This is a genomic window from Flavobacterium sp. DW-iso2, assembly GCF_058725285.1.
In genome coordinates this window covers 82,267-98,703 of the sequence record NZ_JBZXDY010000012.1, presented here as the reverse complement: position 1 = coordinate 98,703, position 16,437 = coordinate 82,267, and the positions used below count along the sequence as shown (strand labels likewise).

Genomic DNA, 16,437 nt, shown 5'->3' with positions numbered 1-16,437 from the left:
AGGTAAATATTTTTTCGCATTACTAAAGTTCTGCAATAAATTGCAGGGTTTTAAACCCCAATCTGTGACCAATAAATGATTTTTAAAACACTCTCGCTCCAAAAATCATTTGACTCCCTTTAGACCCGGCGAAAAATAAATGATTTCCTAAAACACTCTCGCTCCAAAAATCATTTGGCTCCCTTTAGGGTCGGGGAAAAACAAATGATTTTCAAATTACTCTCCCTCCAAAAATCATTTGGCTCCCTTTAGGGTTGGGGAAAAACAAATGATTTTCAAATTACTCTCCCTCCAAAAATCATTTGGCTCCCTTTAGGGTCGGGGAAAAGCAAATGATTTTTAAAACACTCTCCCTCCAAAAATCATTTGGCTCCCTTTAGACCCAAGAAAAACAAATGATTTTTCTAATCCAACAACCCTGGATTTTCCCTTTCCAGTTTATTATAAACACTTTTAACATCCTGTGACAATTCTTTTTTCAAAATTAAGTTTGCAGTATCCGTATAAACAAAAATAGTATCCTTAAGCCCTATGAAAGCAGTATAATTATTAGTCCCAATAACCATATTCCCATTTTTATCCACAGCATGACCTATGGTAACTAAATAATCATAAACCGATTCAAAAGAACCCAAATCCGACCAACCAAATTTAGACGAAACAACTTTAATTTTTTTACTGCGTTCCATCACCGCATAATCAATACTTATAGAAGGAATTTCAAGTGACAAATCCAAAGCTAAATTTCCATTGATATTCGTATCCCAGGTTATTTTTGCTTTTTCATATACTTCAGGATGGAATGCTTTTAATTCTTCCAGTAACACTCCTGCTTTAAAACAGAACATACCGCTATTCCATAAAAAATTACCTTTCGCAATAAAATCGGTGGCGGTGACTTGGTTTGGTTTCTCTCGAAAAGAAAGAACAGTATCGCCCCTGCGTTCAATATATCCATATCCCGTTTCTGGCTTAGTGGGAACAATCCCAAAAGTAACAATATATCCTTTTGAAGCTTTTTCAACTGCTTCTTTTATTGCTTCTTCGTAGTGTTCCATTTCTTCAATAATATGATCTGATGGGGTCACAATTAGAATGTCTTCCGGATTTGAAGCAAAGGCTGCAAAAGCGATTGCGGCAGCAGTATTTCTTGGAGTAGATTCAATAATATCAATATACTCTGTATTCGATTTTTCTAGCACTTTCCTGCTCAAATGGCAGTTGTCAATATTACCCACGACCATCACTTTATCCGCAATATTTCTATTTCGCTCGACAGTCATCTCAAACAAAGACTTTCCATCAAAAATATCGAGATACTGCTTGGGCTGGCTTTTGCGTGATAACGGCCACAACCTACTTCCTACTCCACCGGTAAGAATGACATGTGTAATTGAATTATTATTTTCCATATAGTAACCTTAAGGGGATTTAAACCTTTATATTATTCTTTTTTATTATTTGTCCGCTACTCCTTTGCGGAGACTACTACTTCAAAAACGATGGTCCCGCACATTGAAATAGAATTCAATTCCTTTCTCCTCACAATAACCGCGACCCGTAAAATCAGCCTCTTTATATTCATCACCGATAATACGCACATCTATTTTAATAGTTATCCTTTTACAAAGAAATGCTTTACACCACCTCCCTTTCCTTCGGAGAGAGCTAGGGTGAGGATTTTACAATCTCCCGTCTACTGGATCTCCTAAAACGCCTTTCACATCATACAACACACTTTTTGTGTTCTGCAATTGTGAAAAATCCAAGTTCAAAAATGCGGCGTGTGCCACACCAAGAACGACCGCATCAAATTTTTGATGGGGTAAAACAGCAGTAGTAACCAAATTATATTCGTGATTCACCGCAGCTGGATTGGCTAAAGGATCATAAATAGTTACTGTAATCCCATAATCGGTTAATGCGGCGATGACATCTACAATTTTAGTATTGCGAACATCGGGACAATTCTCTTTGAAAGTAATACCAAGCATCAACAACGTAGCCCCATTAACCGAAATTCCCTTTTTAATCATCAACTTCACGATTTGAGAAGCAACATAGTCTCCCATGCTGTCATTCAATCGCCTTCCCGCCAAGATAATTTCAGGATGATATCCTAATTCTTGTGCTTTCTGAGCTAAATAATAAGGATCAACTCCTATACAATGTCCCCCAACCAATCCCGGTTTAAAAGGCAAAAAATTCCATTTGGTTCCAGCCGCATCTAAAACGGCTTGCGTATCAATATTCATTAAGTTGAATATTTTTGCCAATTCATTTACAAAAGCAATATTAATATCACGTTGTGAGTTCTCGATTACTTTGGCCGCTTCGGCTACCTTAATCGAAGGCGCCAGATAAGTACCAGCCGTAATCACGCTTTGATACAATTCGTTTATCTTTCGTCCTATTTCTGGAGTAGAACCAGAAGTGACTTTTAAAATTTTATCAACGGTATGTTCCTTATCTCCTGGATTAATTCGCTCAGGCGAATAACCCGCAAAAAAATCAATGTTGAACTTTAAACCTGAAACTCTTTCCAAAACGGGTACACATTCCTCTTCCGTAACTCCTGGGTATACCGTGGATTCATAGATAACAACATCCCCTTTTTTGAGAACCTTCCCTATTGTTTCAGATGATTTATACAAAGGGGTCAAATCAGGACGATTGTTTTTATCCACTGGCGTAGGAACCGTTACAATGTAATAATTACAGTCGGCAATATCGACAATATGGTTTGTGCAATACAAACCGTTCGCATGCCCTGGCTTTTCAACTAATACTTTTTGCAACGTTGCAGTATCAATTTCGAGAGTAGCATCAACACCTGATTTTAATTCTGCTACTCGAGACTCATTAATATCAAATCCCACTACAGCATGTTTTGTAGCAAACAACCTAGCTAAGGGCAAACCAACGTAACCAAGACCTACAATTGCAATCTTCGAATTCAAGTCCATATATTAAAAATTAATTTCCATGTCGTTTATTCATTAAAAAGCACAAATTCGCAAATCAAACCCGCAATAATGGGCTCAAATCATGTTTTTTTAAAGAGCTCAAATATAGGTACAATAAGCCGATTTATTATGTTATAATTGTATATCAAACCACTAAAACAGTACTTTTAAAAAAAAATACAAACGTAAATAATTAATTTCCAACATATAACGAGAATAATATTTTTAGCTATGAAAAAAAGCCCTCTAATTTATTTCAAAGAATAGTCTTACACAAATAATTCAAATTGAGAAAGCGAAACGCCCAAGTACACGCTCACAAAAAAGGCTAATCCACTTCCAAGTAAATAAGAACCGCATACAGATTCACTTGAAATAATGCAAAAGCCCCAAAATTCACAAAGTATAAATGGTGAATTTTGAGGCTTTAACCATCTAAAATTTTAATTTTTTTATAGTTAAAATCAAATGATTGAGGATGAAATCCTGTTTTATTTGTAGTAATTAAAAAGCAATTAATTTATACCAAACACAAGTACAGTATAGTCCGAACTAATTTTTGTCACATCGAGCGCAGTCGAGATGCAATAGTGGTTCTCAACTCCGCTCGAACTGACAATTGGACTGTTTTATAAATAGAATTGGTATTACTTAATTTTCATTTTCAAAACGCATCCTAATGATTCCAATACCAGTACATAATGTGTTTTAGTAACTTCCTGAACAACGGCCTCTTGAGCAGAGAAAGGACCAGATTCTAAAGTGATTTTGTCTCCCACTTGTATAGCATCTATAGAAACATCATAAACATCAGGAGTTTCCAACCACTTTTTAATGGTAACAATCTCTTCATCACGAACAATCGCCGGCTTCCCCAACCAAAACAAATAACGAACCGCACCTGCAGACTGAAACACTAAATTCCTATCGGACTCCGCTAATTGCACAAAAACATAGGAATTAAAAAGAGGAACAATTACCTTCTTCTTACGGTCTGACCATTGTCGTACCTGAGTAATCAGAGGACAATAGCATTCTATTCCAATTTTCGTTAACTGCTCCGCCACTTTTTTCTCCCATTTGGGTTTTGTATAGACTACATACCAATTTTTCATTTGCCTTGTGTTGAAATAACATCTTGTTGTTATTCCTTTATTTTATATAAATATCTATTTGTTGTTCCCTAATTGTTTTTAATCTCGAATTACACAAACCCATGTATTATTAGAGCTACTCGACTGACCCCATGACCGTTTTAATCGAAAAGTAGTAAAATAATATTTAAACAACTTTCAGTACCGATTGTATTTTTATTATACTAGTACAATTTTATTTTTTTGCTCACTTAACTTTTATTTTAAGCGGTGTTCGCTAAATCTCCAATTTGTCATGATCAAAAAAGAAATACCGGAATGCGTAGTAATAAGAAGTAAAATACCTTGGCATAACCATCAAATATTCCTGTTTTTAAAATTATTTTTTTGGTATTAATTAATCTTCAATTTTACTGTCTGATCCCGATAGCTATTGGGCGTTTCGGGAAGTTTTTATAAAATAGCGAAAGCATTTTTATAAAAATATTTCGAGAATCGCAGCCGAAAACAACTTTTATCAGCCACCTAACTTGTACAAATTTATTTAATAAACAAACTTCGCTTAGTCTCCCTCTCCTTTGGAGAGGGCCGGGGTGAGGACTTAAGAACCGATACCTTGATAAACAAATCCTATTTCCTTAAGAGCAGAACCATTCAATATATTTCTTCCGTCAAAAACAAAAGCAGGCTTTTGCATGGAATCATAAATTCGTTGCCAATCATATTGAACAAACTCATCCCATTCCGTAAGGACCGCTATTGCGTGTGCGCCTTCACAAGTTTCATAAGGATCTTCAAATGACAGAATGCTGTTCGCATTTTTTTCTGCCGTTCTGGTTTCTAAATAATCCAAATCAGCCAAAATTTTCTTTCTGGACACTTTAGGATCATAAACGGCAATTTTTGCGTTTTCATTTATTAGTTCGTCTGCCACATAAATAGCTGCAGATTCTCTAGTATCGTTGGTGTCTTTCTTGAAAGCCCAACCTAAGAAACATATTTTTTTATCGGAAACGGTATTATAAAGTGTTTGCACAATAGTATTTGAGAAACGTCTTTTTTGATGATCGTTCATGATAATAACCTGCTCCCAATAATCAGCCACTTCGCTCAATCCATAGGATTTGGCAATGTAAACCAAATTCAAAATGTCTTTTTGGAAACAAGAGCCTCCAAATCCTACTGATGCCTTAAGGAATTTTGATCCTATTCGGCTGTCCATTCCTATCGCTTTTGCCACCTCATTCACATCAGCACCCGTTTTTTCACAAAGCTCAGACATGGCATTGATAGAAGAGATTCTTTGCGCCAAAAATGCGTTAGCAGTCAACTTTGATAACTCAGACGACCACAAATTAGTAGTTAATATTTTATCGGCTGCAACCCAATTGGCGTAAACAGCAACAAGAGCTTGTATCGCTTTTTGTCCGTCTTCAGTAGTATCTCCACCTATTAATATTCGATCCGGATTCAATAAATCCTGAACTGCTGTTCCTTCAGCAAGAAACTCTGGATTAGATAAAATTTGAAATTGTACGCCATTACCGGTATTGTCCAAAATACTTTTAATGGCTTCGGCAGTTCGTACCGGTAGCGTTGATTTCTCTACCACTATTTTATTATCCTTGGCTATTTTAGCAATTTGTCTGGCGCACAACTCGATGTATTTTAAATCCGCTGCCATACCTTTCCCTTTACCATACGTTTTAGTAGGCGTATTAACCGAGATAAAAATAATCTGAGCTTCATCGATTGCTTTTTCAACATGGGTAGAAAAGAATAAATTTCTGCCTCTGGCTTCTCCAACAATTTTATCTAATCCCGGTTCGTAAATAGGGATATTATCTAAATTTTCGTCATTCCAAGCCGCAATTCGTTCTTCATTTAAGTCAACAACCGTAACCTGGATCTGCGGACATTTTTGTGCTATAACTGCCATAGTAGGTCCACCTACGTATCCAGCCCCAATGCAACAAATTTTTGTAATTTTCATTTCTTTAATTTTAATTCTTTATCATATTTTATTTTCGTAAAACACTAGTAGTGAATCGCTATCAAAAACAGCTCAATTCTAACTACTCAAAACCGAAACCCGCCCTTAAATTAATAACGTCAAAAAACGACGACAAAACGGAGTGGCAGCAGTCCGCGAGTTGAGCCTGAAAGGCGAACGGCTCGGGCTGCGGAACATAGTTTTGAGGTAGTTTTTAAGCTATGAATTTTCAGGTAGTGAAATCGAAGATTCATGAATACAAAAAAACAATATTAAAGCGTGAATAATTTTTTGTTACTTTTTTTATCAAGAAAAAAAGTAAAAACATAATTATTTCATTCAAATATTGTCCCTGCTAATCACTCCAAACCTAAAAGTTACAATCCACTACTCATAACCCAAAACAAATCCTATGACAATCGACAACCACTAACCGCCTACTTCAAATTATTCCAGTACCAATCAATTGCTTCCTTCAACCCTTGCTGTAAGGAATATTGTGGATCGTAATCCAACAACTCTTTTGCTTTAGCGATACTCGCCAAAGAATGCGGTATATCTCCCGCTCTGTTTGGACCATTGACTACCTCCACGTGAGCTATTTCAGGGTCATATTTTGTTAAATATTCCTTCAAATAACGCACCAAATCATTCAATGTATTTCGATCTCCAAAGGCCGTATTGTAAACCGAATTTACCGCCGCTGGTTTTTTTGTAGTCAATGCTAATTCATTCATCTGAATGACATTATCAATATAAGTAAAATCACGGGAATAATTCCCATCACCGTTGATTGTAATCGGCTCATGATTCATCAATTGCATCACAAATTTCGGAATTACTGCAGCATAGGCCCCATTTGGATCCTGTTTCCGACCAAAAACATTAAAATAACGCAACCCAATTGTTTCCAAACCATAGGTTTTACTGAAAATTTCAGCATACAGTTCGTTCACATATTTTGTTATCGCATAAGGAGAAAGTGGTTTCCCTATCACATCCTCTACTTTTGGCAATCCAACTGAGTCTCCATAGGTAGAAGAGCTAGCGGCGTATATAAACCGTTTCACTTTGGCATCAGTAGACGCTACCAGCATATTCAAAAAACCAGACACATTTACATCATTCGTCGTAACCGGATCATTAATGGAACGCGGCACAGATCCAAGTGCTGCCTGATGCAAGACATAATCCACCTCTTTAACTGCATTTTGACAATCAATAGCATTTCTAATATCTCCTTCAATCAACCGAAAATTTGGATTATTAATAAAATCTTTTAAATTATGTCGGTGTCCCGTAGCAAAATTATCCAAGCATCTTACTTCATGTCCTTTGGATAAAAAATATTCACAAAGATTAGAGCCAATGAATCCAGCTCCTCCAGTAATTAATATTCTACTTTTTGTTCCTTTTTTCATTTCTATTAATTTAAAAGTCTTACCACTATTTTTTGCGCTTATTACGTATTTTTCTACTCACTGATTGGAATAAGTTCTTTGGTTTATCGTCATCAGTATATCCATTTGAATAATTCCCATAGCCGTAACCGTAGCCGTAACCATAGCCGGCACCATATTTAGCCTTGTTTTCAAAGCCATTTAAAATAATACTTGCATTGTCAAGTTCCCCGCGTTTTACTCTATTATTCAATAAAGTAATCATTTCCTTTTTGGAAAAATTCTGCCTTACAATATATAAAGTAACATCTGAATATTGGGATAATTCCAAAGCATCAGAAACTAATCCCACGGGTGGCGTATCCAAAATGATATAATCGTAGATTTCCTTTAATTCTTCAATCAATTCTCCCATTCCATCACTAATAATCAATTCAGATGGATTAGGCGGGACAGGTCCAGAAAGAATAACATCAAGATAAGGAATGGAAGTATGGTTGATAATTTCATTAACACTTTTTTGCTTGATTAAATAATTGACGATTCCAACTTCATTGGACAAATTAAACTCCTCAAATAATTTGGGCTTTCTTAAATCACATCCTACAATAACTGTCTTTTTTTCGCTTAAAGCGAAAACAGTAGCAATATTAATGGAACAGAATGTCTTTCCTTCCCCACTGACAGATGACGTTATCATCAATGTCTTAGCGCCATCCACATTTTGCTTTTTATATAAATATTGAAGTGAAGAGCGTATTGCTCTAAAGGATTCAGACAATGCTGATTTGGGTCTGTCATAAACAGCCAACTCTGAATTCTCTCTATTTAAACCTATCACTCCAATCAACGGAATTTGCGTTAGCTTTACAATATCATCCGTGTTTTGTATCGAATTATTAATGAAAAAAACGAAAAACACAAATAGCAATGGGAACAGTATTCCCAGAAATAGGGCCAAAACATAATTAGCGGACGTTCTTGGACCTATTTGTCCTCCGCCCACATCTTTCGCTGGATCGATAAAATGAATGTCAGACAAATTTGCTGCTTTTACAATATCAGCTTCACTTCTTTTTTGAAGAAAAGTACTGTAGATATTATCGCTTAAATCATACTTTCTCTTTATTTTAATCAATTCCTGCTGGTCATCCGGAAGCCTCTTAATCGTGCTTTCCGTTTGATTAATTTTATTGTTTACCAGTGCCAGATCATATTGTAAAGAAGATTTTGCAGACGCAATATTTTCTAACAATACATTTTTAATAGCCGCCATTTGATTGTCAAAGTCTTTAAATATCTTATCGCTTTTTACGGCATAAGCCATTTCTGCCCTCTGAGCCGAAAGCGAAATCAACTTGGAAACATTAGTCATCACATTAGGATCTTCTATTCCTGCTACTGACGGCGCTGGAAGTTTAGAGTAATCAACGCTGTTTTTTAAATAAGACTTAAGAGTGTTATAATACGTGATTTTACGGGTTACTTCATCCCTCTTGACATCAAATTCGAGCATCTGATCAGAAAACTTAGCCCCTCCTTCTTCAATATCATAAATATTCTTGTCCTTTCTAAATGATTTTAGCTCATTTCCAGTTTCTTTCAACTGCGATTCCATTGCAATTAAAGTACTATCAATAAAAGCGATCGTATTTGTAGCAAATTGATTTTTACTATCCAATTGTCTTTTGATGAGCATTTCTACGGTCGAATTCAGGTATTTAACCATTCTTGCCTTATTAGCCCCTTGCATTCCAAGTGTGATTATAGAACCTCCTTTATCATCTGAACGAACATCTATTCCTTTATACGCCGCAACTGTACTATTAAAATCACTGAATGAAACAAAATATTCATTGCCTTTATAAAATCCTGGATTATCATTTATTTGTAATTTCCAATTTAAAAAAGGTAAAGATACTTTTTCACCCACTTTATATCGCTTAACAAAATCCCCCGTTGCAACAGTGGTGTTACTGTACGAATTATCTCTATAAGTAATCAGCGAAGCATTTTGACTCTCAAATGGAATTCTTATTTCATAAACACTTTCGCTCAAAAAAGTAATTCCAATAACACTTCCTACTAACTGCCCTTTTGATTTATCAATCTGAACATAAAAAGGAACTGCTCCATAAGCATCTTCGAGAGCATATTTCCCCTGAACTAAATAGTTAATATAGTATTGCAGTTTATCTACAACCAATTCGTTGTGAGATCTAGACTGTATTGTAGTCGAAATAGTTTGAACCTGATCAGAAGTACCTCCCCAATTAAAAACAAGACTGGTGTTTGAAGTAAATAACGGATTGCTTTCTTCCTTTACAGAAATAAGCGTTTCCATACTATATACCTTCTCTTTCCGAATGTTCACCTGATAGGCGATCGTAAAGGTCATGATTAAGCTTAATAAAAACCACTTCCAGTAACTTCCAATTTTTATTAAAAACCCTTTAAAGTCAAAACTTACCTGGTTTTCAAAAATCGAAAAATCTTTTATATCTAACATTTTTGGATCTCTGTTTTAATTTTTAAATAGCAAGAAAAAGGTCGTTGTGGCCAAGGACAACAGTGTAACAAAAGTTCCTAACGATTCTATCCCCGTTTTTCCAGTTCCCCAAGTTTTTTGTTTGAGTGGTTTGATATAAATATAATCATTAGGCTGTAAATAAAAATAAGGCGAGTTCATAACATTGATATCCGTAAGATCTAGATCATGCATTTGTACTCCCGTTGGTGACTTTCTGATAATTGTAACTGCTTTTCTATTTCCTGTTATAGTTATGTCTCCCGCATTTGCAATAGCCTCCATAATAGTTACGTTTTCCTGAAATAAAGTCTTGGTTCCCGTACTTCCTATTTCCCCATTAATGGTATACTTGAAACCTGCTAATTTTACAATAACAAAGATATTAGCTTCCTTATTAAAATATTCCGCTAACAATTGCTTCTCAATTTTAACTCGTATTTCATCCAAAGTAAAACCAATTACATTAATTTCTCCTAAAACTGGCATTCTTATATTCCCGTGATCATCAACCGTAAAACCATCAAAATACAATCCAGATTCTGATTTACCGGTACCACCCTCGTTTGTAGTACTGAAAATAGCAACTAATTTTGGGTCAATGGCCTTGATACTAATACTCAATACATCGCTGGTTTGCAATCTATATGGTTTTGCAACAATAGCAGAGATCCCTATTTCTGTTTCAGAATTACTCTTTTTTTGCAAATAAATTAAATCCTGAGTTGGAATACATGAACTAAATAACACGCTAATACTAAGTAACAAATAGAATATATGCTTGCTCATTTTTTTATTTTATATAACAAATATAGCTTTTCATTTACTATATCAAAAGTTTAGTTATTTATTGAGATCATTAATTATTTTTGAAAGACTTTTCAAAGGGTACACGCTGCAATATACTCCTTCCTAAAGTAACTTCATCTGCATATTCTAATTCATCTCCTACTGCAATTCCGCGCGCAATTGTTGATATCACAATAGCAGCATCTACTATCTGCTTGTAAATGTAAAAATTAGTAGTATCGCCCTCCATTGTTGAGCTTAACGCAAAAATAACTTCGTTTATACTTCCAGATTTCACTTTTTCTACCAATGTTGCAATTCTCAACTGACTAGGCCCTACTCCGTCAATAGGAGATATTTTACCTCCTAAAACATGATAAACCCCTCTAAATTGCCCTGTATTTTCTATTGCCATAACATCTCGAATGTCTTCAACAACACAAACAATTTGATGATTCCGGTTTTTATTGGCACAGATTTCACAAATCGTGCTGTCAGAAATATTGTGACAATTTGTACAATACTTAATATCTTCTCTCATATTTACCAATGCTTGAGCCAAAAAACCAGTTTGCTCTTTGGGTTGCTTCAATAAATGCAACACCAAGCGCAAGGCACTTCTCTTTCCTATTCCCGGCAATTGAGATATTTCATTAACCGCTTTCTCTATTAATTTTGAAGAAAATTCCATAACTGCAAATGTAGCAAATTGTTTATTTGTTTAAATGCTTATTTGCTTAATCCCTACTATAAATTCACGCCCATTTAAATAAAAGAGAGATCAAATAAAGGATCAACTAAAAAATTGTATTTTGGCTTTTCAAAATCTAAAAAATGACACCCTTCGCCATACTATCACTTATCGTTATCTACTTCGGAATATTATTCACTATTTCTCATTTCACCAGTAAAAAAGACAGTGGAAATGATGCTTTCTTTAAAGCGAATAAAAACTCTAAGTGGTATTTAGTAGCTTTCGGGATGATCGGAACAGCGCTTTCTGGTGTGACTTTTATTTCGGTTCCGGGAGAAGTCGGAGCACCTAGTGGAGAACAATTCAAATACTTTCAGTTTGTTCTTGGAAATGCAATAGGGTTTATATTTATTGCCAAAGTACTCGTGCCTTTATATTATCGAATGAACCTGACTTCTATTTATGGATATATAGAACGCCGCCTGGGAACTTATTCCTATAAGACTGCCGCTACGATTTTCTTAATTAGTAGAACCATCGGATCAGCATTTAGATTGTATCTCGTTGTGATTGTATTACAACGTTTTGTGTTTGATTTTTATGGAATTCCCTTTGCCGCTACGGTATTAATTTCATTAGCTTTAATATTTGCGTACACCTATCGAGGAGGCTTAAAAACTATTATCATCACTGATACACTACAAACATTTTTCTTAGTCACCTCTGTTTTTATGACTATTTATTTTATTTGCCAAAGCTTAAACTTGAATATTATTGAAGCTTTTGAAGAAGTGAAAAATAGTAATTATTCTAAAGTATTTTTCTTCGAAGATTTTCTAACTAGTAAATTTCACTTTGTAAAACAAATCCTTGGCGGAATTTTCGTGACGATTGCTATGGTAGGATTAGATCAAGACTTAATGCAAAAAAATCTAAGTTGCGCGACCATTGGCGAAGCCCAAAAGAATATGTTTACCTTCACTGGAATATTTGTATTGATCAATATATTCTTTTTAAGCGTAGGTGCCTTACTTTATATTTATGCTGCAAAAAACGGAATCGAAGTCCCTACTGATTTGGTTACGGGAAAACCAAGAACAGACTTGCTGTTTCCTGAAATTGCGTTTCATCACTTAACGCTGATTCCTTCAGTCATATTCTTACTGGGCTTAACGGCAGCTACATTTGCAACAACAGACTCCGCCTTAACGGCGCTAACCACTTCCTTTTGTGTCGACTTTCTGGGGATGGATAAAACTGAAAACCGCAATAAGCCCACGGCGGTAAAAGCAAGACATCTTACCCATCTTGGCTTTTGTTTTCTAATGTTCTTAGTGATTGTATTCTTCAATTCTGTTAATGACAGTTCTGTAGTAGGAATGATTTTCAGGATTGCTTCTTATACCTACGGGCCATTATTAGGATTGTATAGCTTCGGTCTATTTATGAACACAAAAACAGTTAAGGATCAATTTGTACCATTTATCTGTTTGTTATCTCCTGTACTAACTTTTTTACTTAGCGAAAATTCAAAAGTGTTATTTTTTGGATATGTATTCGATAACGAACTGATTGTCATAAATGGACTAATCACTTTCATAGGACTGCTATTGATTAGCAAACCAACTTTAGAAGAAACTCGTTTCTAATTTTCAGACAAGGCTAGAAGGAAGCCTTTTGTAATTCCATCTCGTCCCTTGTTAAAACGAGACGAAATGAACACAATTTTATATTTTCCTAAAGCATTAAGATATTCAAAAATTATAAATAATTAGCTATTTAATATCTATTTGTAGTCAACAAAACCAATGTGCAGGCTACTTCTGATTTTATGTTATTCAGTTCCAAAAGTTGATACAATTCTGGGTTTTCAGTTCCTGGATTAAAAAGCACCCGTTTCGGCTTCGTTTCGACTATGTAATTATAATAATCTTTTTGACGCGCTGGGTTTAAATATAAGGTAATGGTATCTATGTTTTTTAAAGGAATCGCTTTAGTCTGAATTTTTATTCCAGCCACTTCTCCCGCATTTTGGCCAATAGCAAGAACAGAATGTCCCTTATCAACAAGCATCGTAATTGCTTTGTATGCATATTTCTCCGGTTTTGCTGATGCGCCAAGAACTAAAGTTTTTTTATTTTTCATTGTTTTATTATTTTTTTGTAAAAGTAGTAAATTACTATAGTCCGTTTTAATTAAAATTAATATCTTTCGATTTCTAATGCTATTATTTAGGACTCTATTCTTTTTAATATAACATTTTTTTAATCCAGAAAACACTTTAATCCTCAATAGAACCAACTAATTTCGCAAAAAAACATGGAACTTTTTATTTATTTATTTGCTGCCCTTTTTTCAGTTATAAACCCTATTGGTACAGTTCCCATTTTTGTTGGACTCACACAAGATGACGACAAAAAAGAACGCTCCCGTATTTCACTCTGGACGGCTATAAATGTTTTTGTGATTATGATTATCTCCTTTTTTTTAGGAGAATATGTATTGTCCTTTTTTGGAATTAGCATGGAAGCTTTACGTATAGCAGGAGGTATTGTTATCGCTACTTCAGGGTTCTCATTACTCTCAGGCCAATTTAACAAAAAAAGAGGAGTAAGCAAGAAAGTAGAAAGTGATGCTCAAAAAAGAAATGACATTGCTTTAACTCCATTAGCTATCCCCATGCTTGCTGGACCGGGATCCATGTCCTTGTTAATTGCATTTTATAGTGAACATCAGGAAACATCCGAAATTATCATTTCCGTTTTGGCTATGGTAGCAGTTGCCATTTCCATTTTTATCGTCTTGAGAAGTGCACACTATCTGGCTAAAATACTTGGAGCTTCCGGAATCGTCGCTATTTCAAGAATTGTTGGATTTATAGTAATCGCGATAGGAGTCCAATACATTATCAGCTCTATTATAACAATAGTCAAAACAAATTTGATGTAAAAAAAACAGATCGCTAAAATTCAAAAAAAAGACCTTCAAAAATATTTGAAGGTCTTTTTTTTTATGCTTTTGGTAAGAAAATTTCTGCCATCATACATCGGGCACTTCCACCGCCACAGGCTTCAATAGTATCTAAACTTGAACTAAGAATTGTAGCGTGTTTTTCTAACTGCTCTACTTGTTTTGGCTTTAAGCTTTGATGAGCAGCGGTACTCATCACTAAATATCTTTTATCATCTGCACCTCGCACTTCCAGCATGTTTCCAGCGAAATTATTAACTTGGTCTTCTGTAATTAAAACTACCTCTTTATTATCTTTTTTAAGATTGTCTAAAACCATTTTACGTTCTTTTTTATCATCAATGCTATCTGCACAAATAACTGCAAAAGTTTCTCCCAAACACATCATAACATTTGTATGATAAATTAATTTCCGTTCTCCATTTACCGTATGAAAGGCTTCGAACAGAACAGGTGCATAATCAAAATCTTCACAGAACTCAATAAACAATTCTTCATCAGCCCGAGGAGACAAAGCGCAATAGGCTTTTTCATTTGCTCTATCAAGCAGCAAACTTCCTGTACCCTCTAAGAAAAACCCGTCTTCTTCTGCAGAAGTATAATCTACAATATTGTCCATTTTGAATCCTTTGTCTTCTAACATATCCAAAATTTCCTCACGACGCTCCTGACGACGATTCACTGCAAACATTGGATATAATGCCACATCTCCATTTTCATGAAAGGAAATCCAGTTGTTTGGAAAAATACTGTCTGGAGTATCTGGATTTAGTGTGTCATCAACTACGGTGACATCAACACCAACAGCTCTTAGTTTTTCTACAAAAGCATCAAATTCTTGTTGCGCTTTTGCATTTACTGTTGCCGGTAAAAGACCGTCTAATACTTTTTGATAATAATTATTTACTGCCGTTTGTTCGTTCATTCTAAACGCTACCGGACGAATCATCAATATAGAATTTGTAGTTTGTTTCATTTTATTTTATATTTATATAACGATATATTACAATACATCATTACTTGAATTAATCTCTTATTAAAGGTAATGTCGAACAACGTAATAATCCTTCCTGTTTAGAAATCTCAGCATAAGGAATCTCTTCCACTGTAAAACCGTTAGATCGCAACCAATTATTCAATCTAGTGAAGTTTTTTTCAGAAACCACAACATTGGAATCAATAGAAAACACATTAGAATTCATAGTGTACATCTCGTCCCTTGTAATAGGAAATAAATTATCTTTTCCAAAAAGATCAACAAGATACATATAGTCTGCTTCTTCACGGAACCCATTTTTATAGATAATTCCCATATTAGGGCCTACCGGTTGGAAACAGCAATCAAGATGTAAAGCATTATCCCTAGCTTCAATTTTTGATTTCACTAAATCAAATTCTTTAACGATTTTATTAGGAAACAAATCTTTAATGAATTGTACTCCCTCCTTATTTGTCCTTGCTGTAATATATTCTTTATAATCACTTCCTTTATAGGTACCAATAAATATATGGTCGTCCCAAAGCATTACATCCCCACCTTCGATATGCACTTCATCAGGAGGACGAACTACATTTTTAGGATCTATCTGATCAATCACATATTGAATAGCGTCAAGCTCTCTCTCGCGTTCCCGTAAAATATTCGATTTAATAAAAACACCGTCAATTACAAACCCTATATCTCTTGTAAATATCTGATTGTAATCCGCAATTAATTCGGGGCGATAAATTGTGATATCATATTTTTTAAGCACTTTATTAAAAGCCTCCATCTCAGTCACCATATCTTTTTCAAGCGGATAGGTTCCTGCTACTATGTGCTCCAATGATTTTGGATCATATGCTTCTGCTATTGATGGAGTTTGACCATTGCTAATTGCTGTTCCTAAAACTACTGCCCGCAATCTTGAAGTCTCATTCTTTACATTTAATTTTAACATATAGTATTTTGATTTGGACAAAGATAAAAAAAAAGCTTCACTAGTGAGTGAAGCTTTTTAAAAT

Annotated in this window: 13 protein-coding genes and 1 pseudogene; 2 read left to right on the top strand and 12 right to left on the bottom strand. The window is 34.9% G+C overall.

Annotated elements, in window-relative coordinates; translation table 11 throughout:
- Positions 1–404: 404 nt before the first annotated feature.
- The 9 genes and pseudogenes from AC4PRO_RS10305 to recR form a co-directional block, all read right to left on the bottom strand.
- Positions 405–1,412, bottom strand: a complete 1,008-nt coding sequence (locus AC4PRO_RS10305) for a mannose-1-phosphate guanylyltransferase (protein ID WP_074724314.1) — start codon at positions 1,410–1,412, stop codon at positions 405–407.
- Between the two features lie 81 nt (positions 1,413–1,493).
- A pseudogene (locus AC4PRO_RS10300) lies at positions 1,494–1,616 on the bottom strand (adenylyltransferase/cytidyltransferase family protein); the annotation flags it as partial.
- 66 nt (positions 1,617–1,682) lie between these two features.
- Positions 1,683–2,966 carry a nucleotide sugar dehydrogenase gene (locus AC4PRO_RS10295; RefSeq protein WP_492117283.1) on the bottom strand — a complete coding sequence of 428 codons (1,284 nt, stop codon included), beginning with the start codon at positions 2,964–2,966 and terminating at the stop codon, positions 1,683–1,685.
- A 647-nt stretch (positions 2,967–3,613) separates the two neighbouring features.
- A complete protein-coding gene (locus tag AC4PRO_RS10290) occupies positions 3,614–4,081 on the bottom strand; it encodes a UpxY family transcription antiterminator (RefSeq protein ID WP_074724316.1) in 468 nt (155 codons plus the stop codon).
- A 580-nt stretch (positions 4,082–4,661) separates the two neighbouring features.
- Positions 4,662–6,053: a UDP-glucose 6-dehydrogenase gene (locus AC4PRO_RS10285; protein WP_492117282.1), complete on the bottom strand. Its 1,392-nt coding sequence runs from the start codon at positions 6,051–6,053 to the stop codon at positions 4,662–4,664.
- 437 nt (positions 6,054–6,490) lie between these two features.
- Entirely contained in the window at positions 6,491–7,474 is a 984-nt protein-coding gene (locus AC4PRO_RS10280; RefSeq protein WP_492117281.1) for an SDR family oxidoreductase, read from the bottom strand.
- 25 nt (positions 7,475–7,499) lie between these two features.
- On the bottom strand, positions 7,500–9,962 hold the full coding sequence (locus tag AC4PRO_RS10275) for a polysaccharide biosynthesis tyrosine autokinase (RefSeq protein WP_492117280.1): 2,463 nt from the start codon (positions 9,960–9,962) through the stop codon (positions 7,500–7,502).
- Positions 9,963–9,977: 15 nt separating this feature from the next.
- On the bottom strand, positions 9,978–10,769 hold the full coding sequence (locus AC4PRO_RS10270; RefSeq protein ID WP_492117279.1) for a polysaccharide biosynthesis/export family protein: 792 nt from the start codon (positions 10,767–10,769) through the stop codon (positions 9,978–9,980).
- Between the two features lie 70 nt (positions 10,770–10,839).
- Positions 10,840–11,460, bottom strand: coding sequence for a recombination mediator RecR (recR, locus tag AC4PRO_RS10265; RefSeq protein ID WP_492117278.1), 621 nt, complete (start codon positions 11,458–11,460; stop codon positions 10,840–10,842).
- Positions 11,461–11,603: 143 nt separating this feature from the next.
- Here recR and AC4PRO_RS10260 point away from each other — a divergent pair, with 143 nt between their 5' ends.
- Positions 11,604–13,112: a sodium:solute symporter gene (locus AC4PRO_RS10260; protein WP_492117277.1), complete on the top strand. Its 1,509-nt coding sequence runs from the start codon at positions 11,604–11,606 to the stop codon at positions 13,110–13,112.
- A 130-nt stretch (positions 13,113–13,242) separates the two neighbouring features.
- On the opposite strand, the gene AC4PRO_RS10255 is transcribed toward AC4PRO_RS10260, so the two are convergent.
- Positions 13,243–13,608 (bottom strand): CoA-binding protein, encoded by a 366-nt coding sequence (locus tag AC4PRO_RS10255; RefSeq protein WP_074724367.1) that lies wholly within the window; start codon positions 13,606–13,608, stop codon positions 13,243–13,245.
- 174 nt (positions 13,609–13,782) lie between these two features.
- Between AC4PRO_RS10255 and AC4PRO_RS10250 the strand changes: the two genes are divergently transcribed.
- Entirely contained in the window at positions 13,783–14,412 is a 630-nt protein-coding gene (locus tag AC4PRO_RS10250; RefSeq protein ID WP_074724323.1) for a MarC family NAAT transporter, read from the top strand.
- A gap of 61 nt (positions 14,413–14,473) precedes the next feature.
- On the opposite strand, the gene ctlX is transcribed toward AC4PRO_RS10250, so the two are convergent.
- Together ctlX and AC4PRO_RS10240 are read right to left on the bottom strand one after the other, a co-directional pair.
- Complete coding sequence (gene ctlX / locus AC4PRO_RS10245; RefSeq protein ID WP_074724324.1) at positions 14,474–15,409, bottom strand: citrulline utilization hydrolase CtlX; 936 nt, start codon at positions 15,407–15,409, stop codon at positions 14,474–14,476.
- Between the two features lie 49 nt (positions 15,410–15,458).
- Entirely contained in the window at positions 15,459–16,373 is a 915-nt protein-coding gene (locus AC4PRO_RS10240) for a dimethylarginine dimethylaminohydrolase family protein (protein WP_492117276.1), read from the bottom strand.
- Between the last annotated feature and the right edge of the window lie 64 nt (positions 16,374–16,437).

Bases quoted from the DNA above. Each gene is read 5' to 3' on its own strand.
- AC4PRO_RS10295 (WP_492117283.1), bottom strand. From the start codon at position 2,966: ATGGACTTGAATTCGAAGATTGCAATTGTAGGTCTTGGTTACGTTGGT.
- AC4PRO_RS10260 (WP_492117277.1), top strand. From the start codon at position 11,604: ATGACACCCTTCGCCATACTATCACTTATCGTTATCTACTTCGGAATA.
- AC4PRO_RS10305 (WP_074724314.1), bottom strand. From the start codon at position 1,412: ATGGAAAATAATAATTCAATTACACATGTCATTCTTACCGGTGGAGTA.
- AC4PRO_RS10285 (WP_492117282.1), bottom strand. From the start codon at position 6,053: ATGAAAATTACAAAAATTTGTTGCATTGGGGCTGGATACGTAGGTGGA.
- AC4PRO_RS10255 (WP_074724367.1), bottom strand. From the start codon at position 13,608: ATGAAAAATAAAAAAACTTTAGTTCTTGGCGCATCAGCAAAACCGGAG.
- AC4PRO_RS10280 (WP_492117281.1), bottom strand. From the start codon at position 7,474: ATGAAAAAAGGAACAAAAAGTAGAATATTAATTACTGGAGGAGCTGGA.
- AC4PRO_RS10275 (WP_492117280.1), bottom strand. From the start codon at position 9,962: ATGTTAGATATAAAAGATTTTTCGATTTTTGAAAACCAGGTAAGTTTT.
- AC4PRO_RS10250 (WP_074724323.1), top strand. From the start codon at position 13,783: ATGGAACTTTTTATTTATTTATTTGCTGCCCTTTTTTCAGTTATAAAC.
- AC4PRO_RS10270 (WP_492117279.1), bottom strand. From the start codon at position 10,769: ATGAGCAAGCATATATTCTATTTGTTACTTAGTATTAGCGTGTTATTT.
- AC4PRO_RS10290 (WP_074724316.1), bottom strand. From the start codon at position 4,081: ATGAAAAATTGGTATGTAGTCTATACAAAACCCAAATGGGAGAAAAAA.
- recR (WP_492117278.1), bottom strand. From the start codon at position 11,460: ATGGAATTTTCTTCAAAATTAATAGAGAAAGCGGTTAATGAAATATCT.
- AC4PRO_RS10240 (WP_492117276.1), bottom strand. From the start codon at position 16,373: ATGTTAAAATTAAATGTAAAGAATGAGACTTCAAGATTGCGGGCAGTA.
- ctlX (WP_074724324.1), bottom strand. From the start codon at position 15,409: ATGAAACAAACTACAAATTCTATATTGATGATTCGTCCGGTAGCGTTT.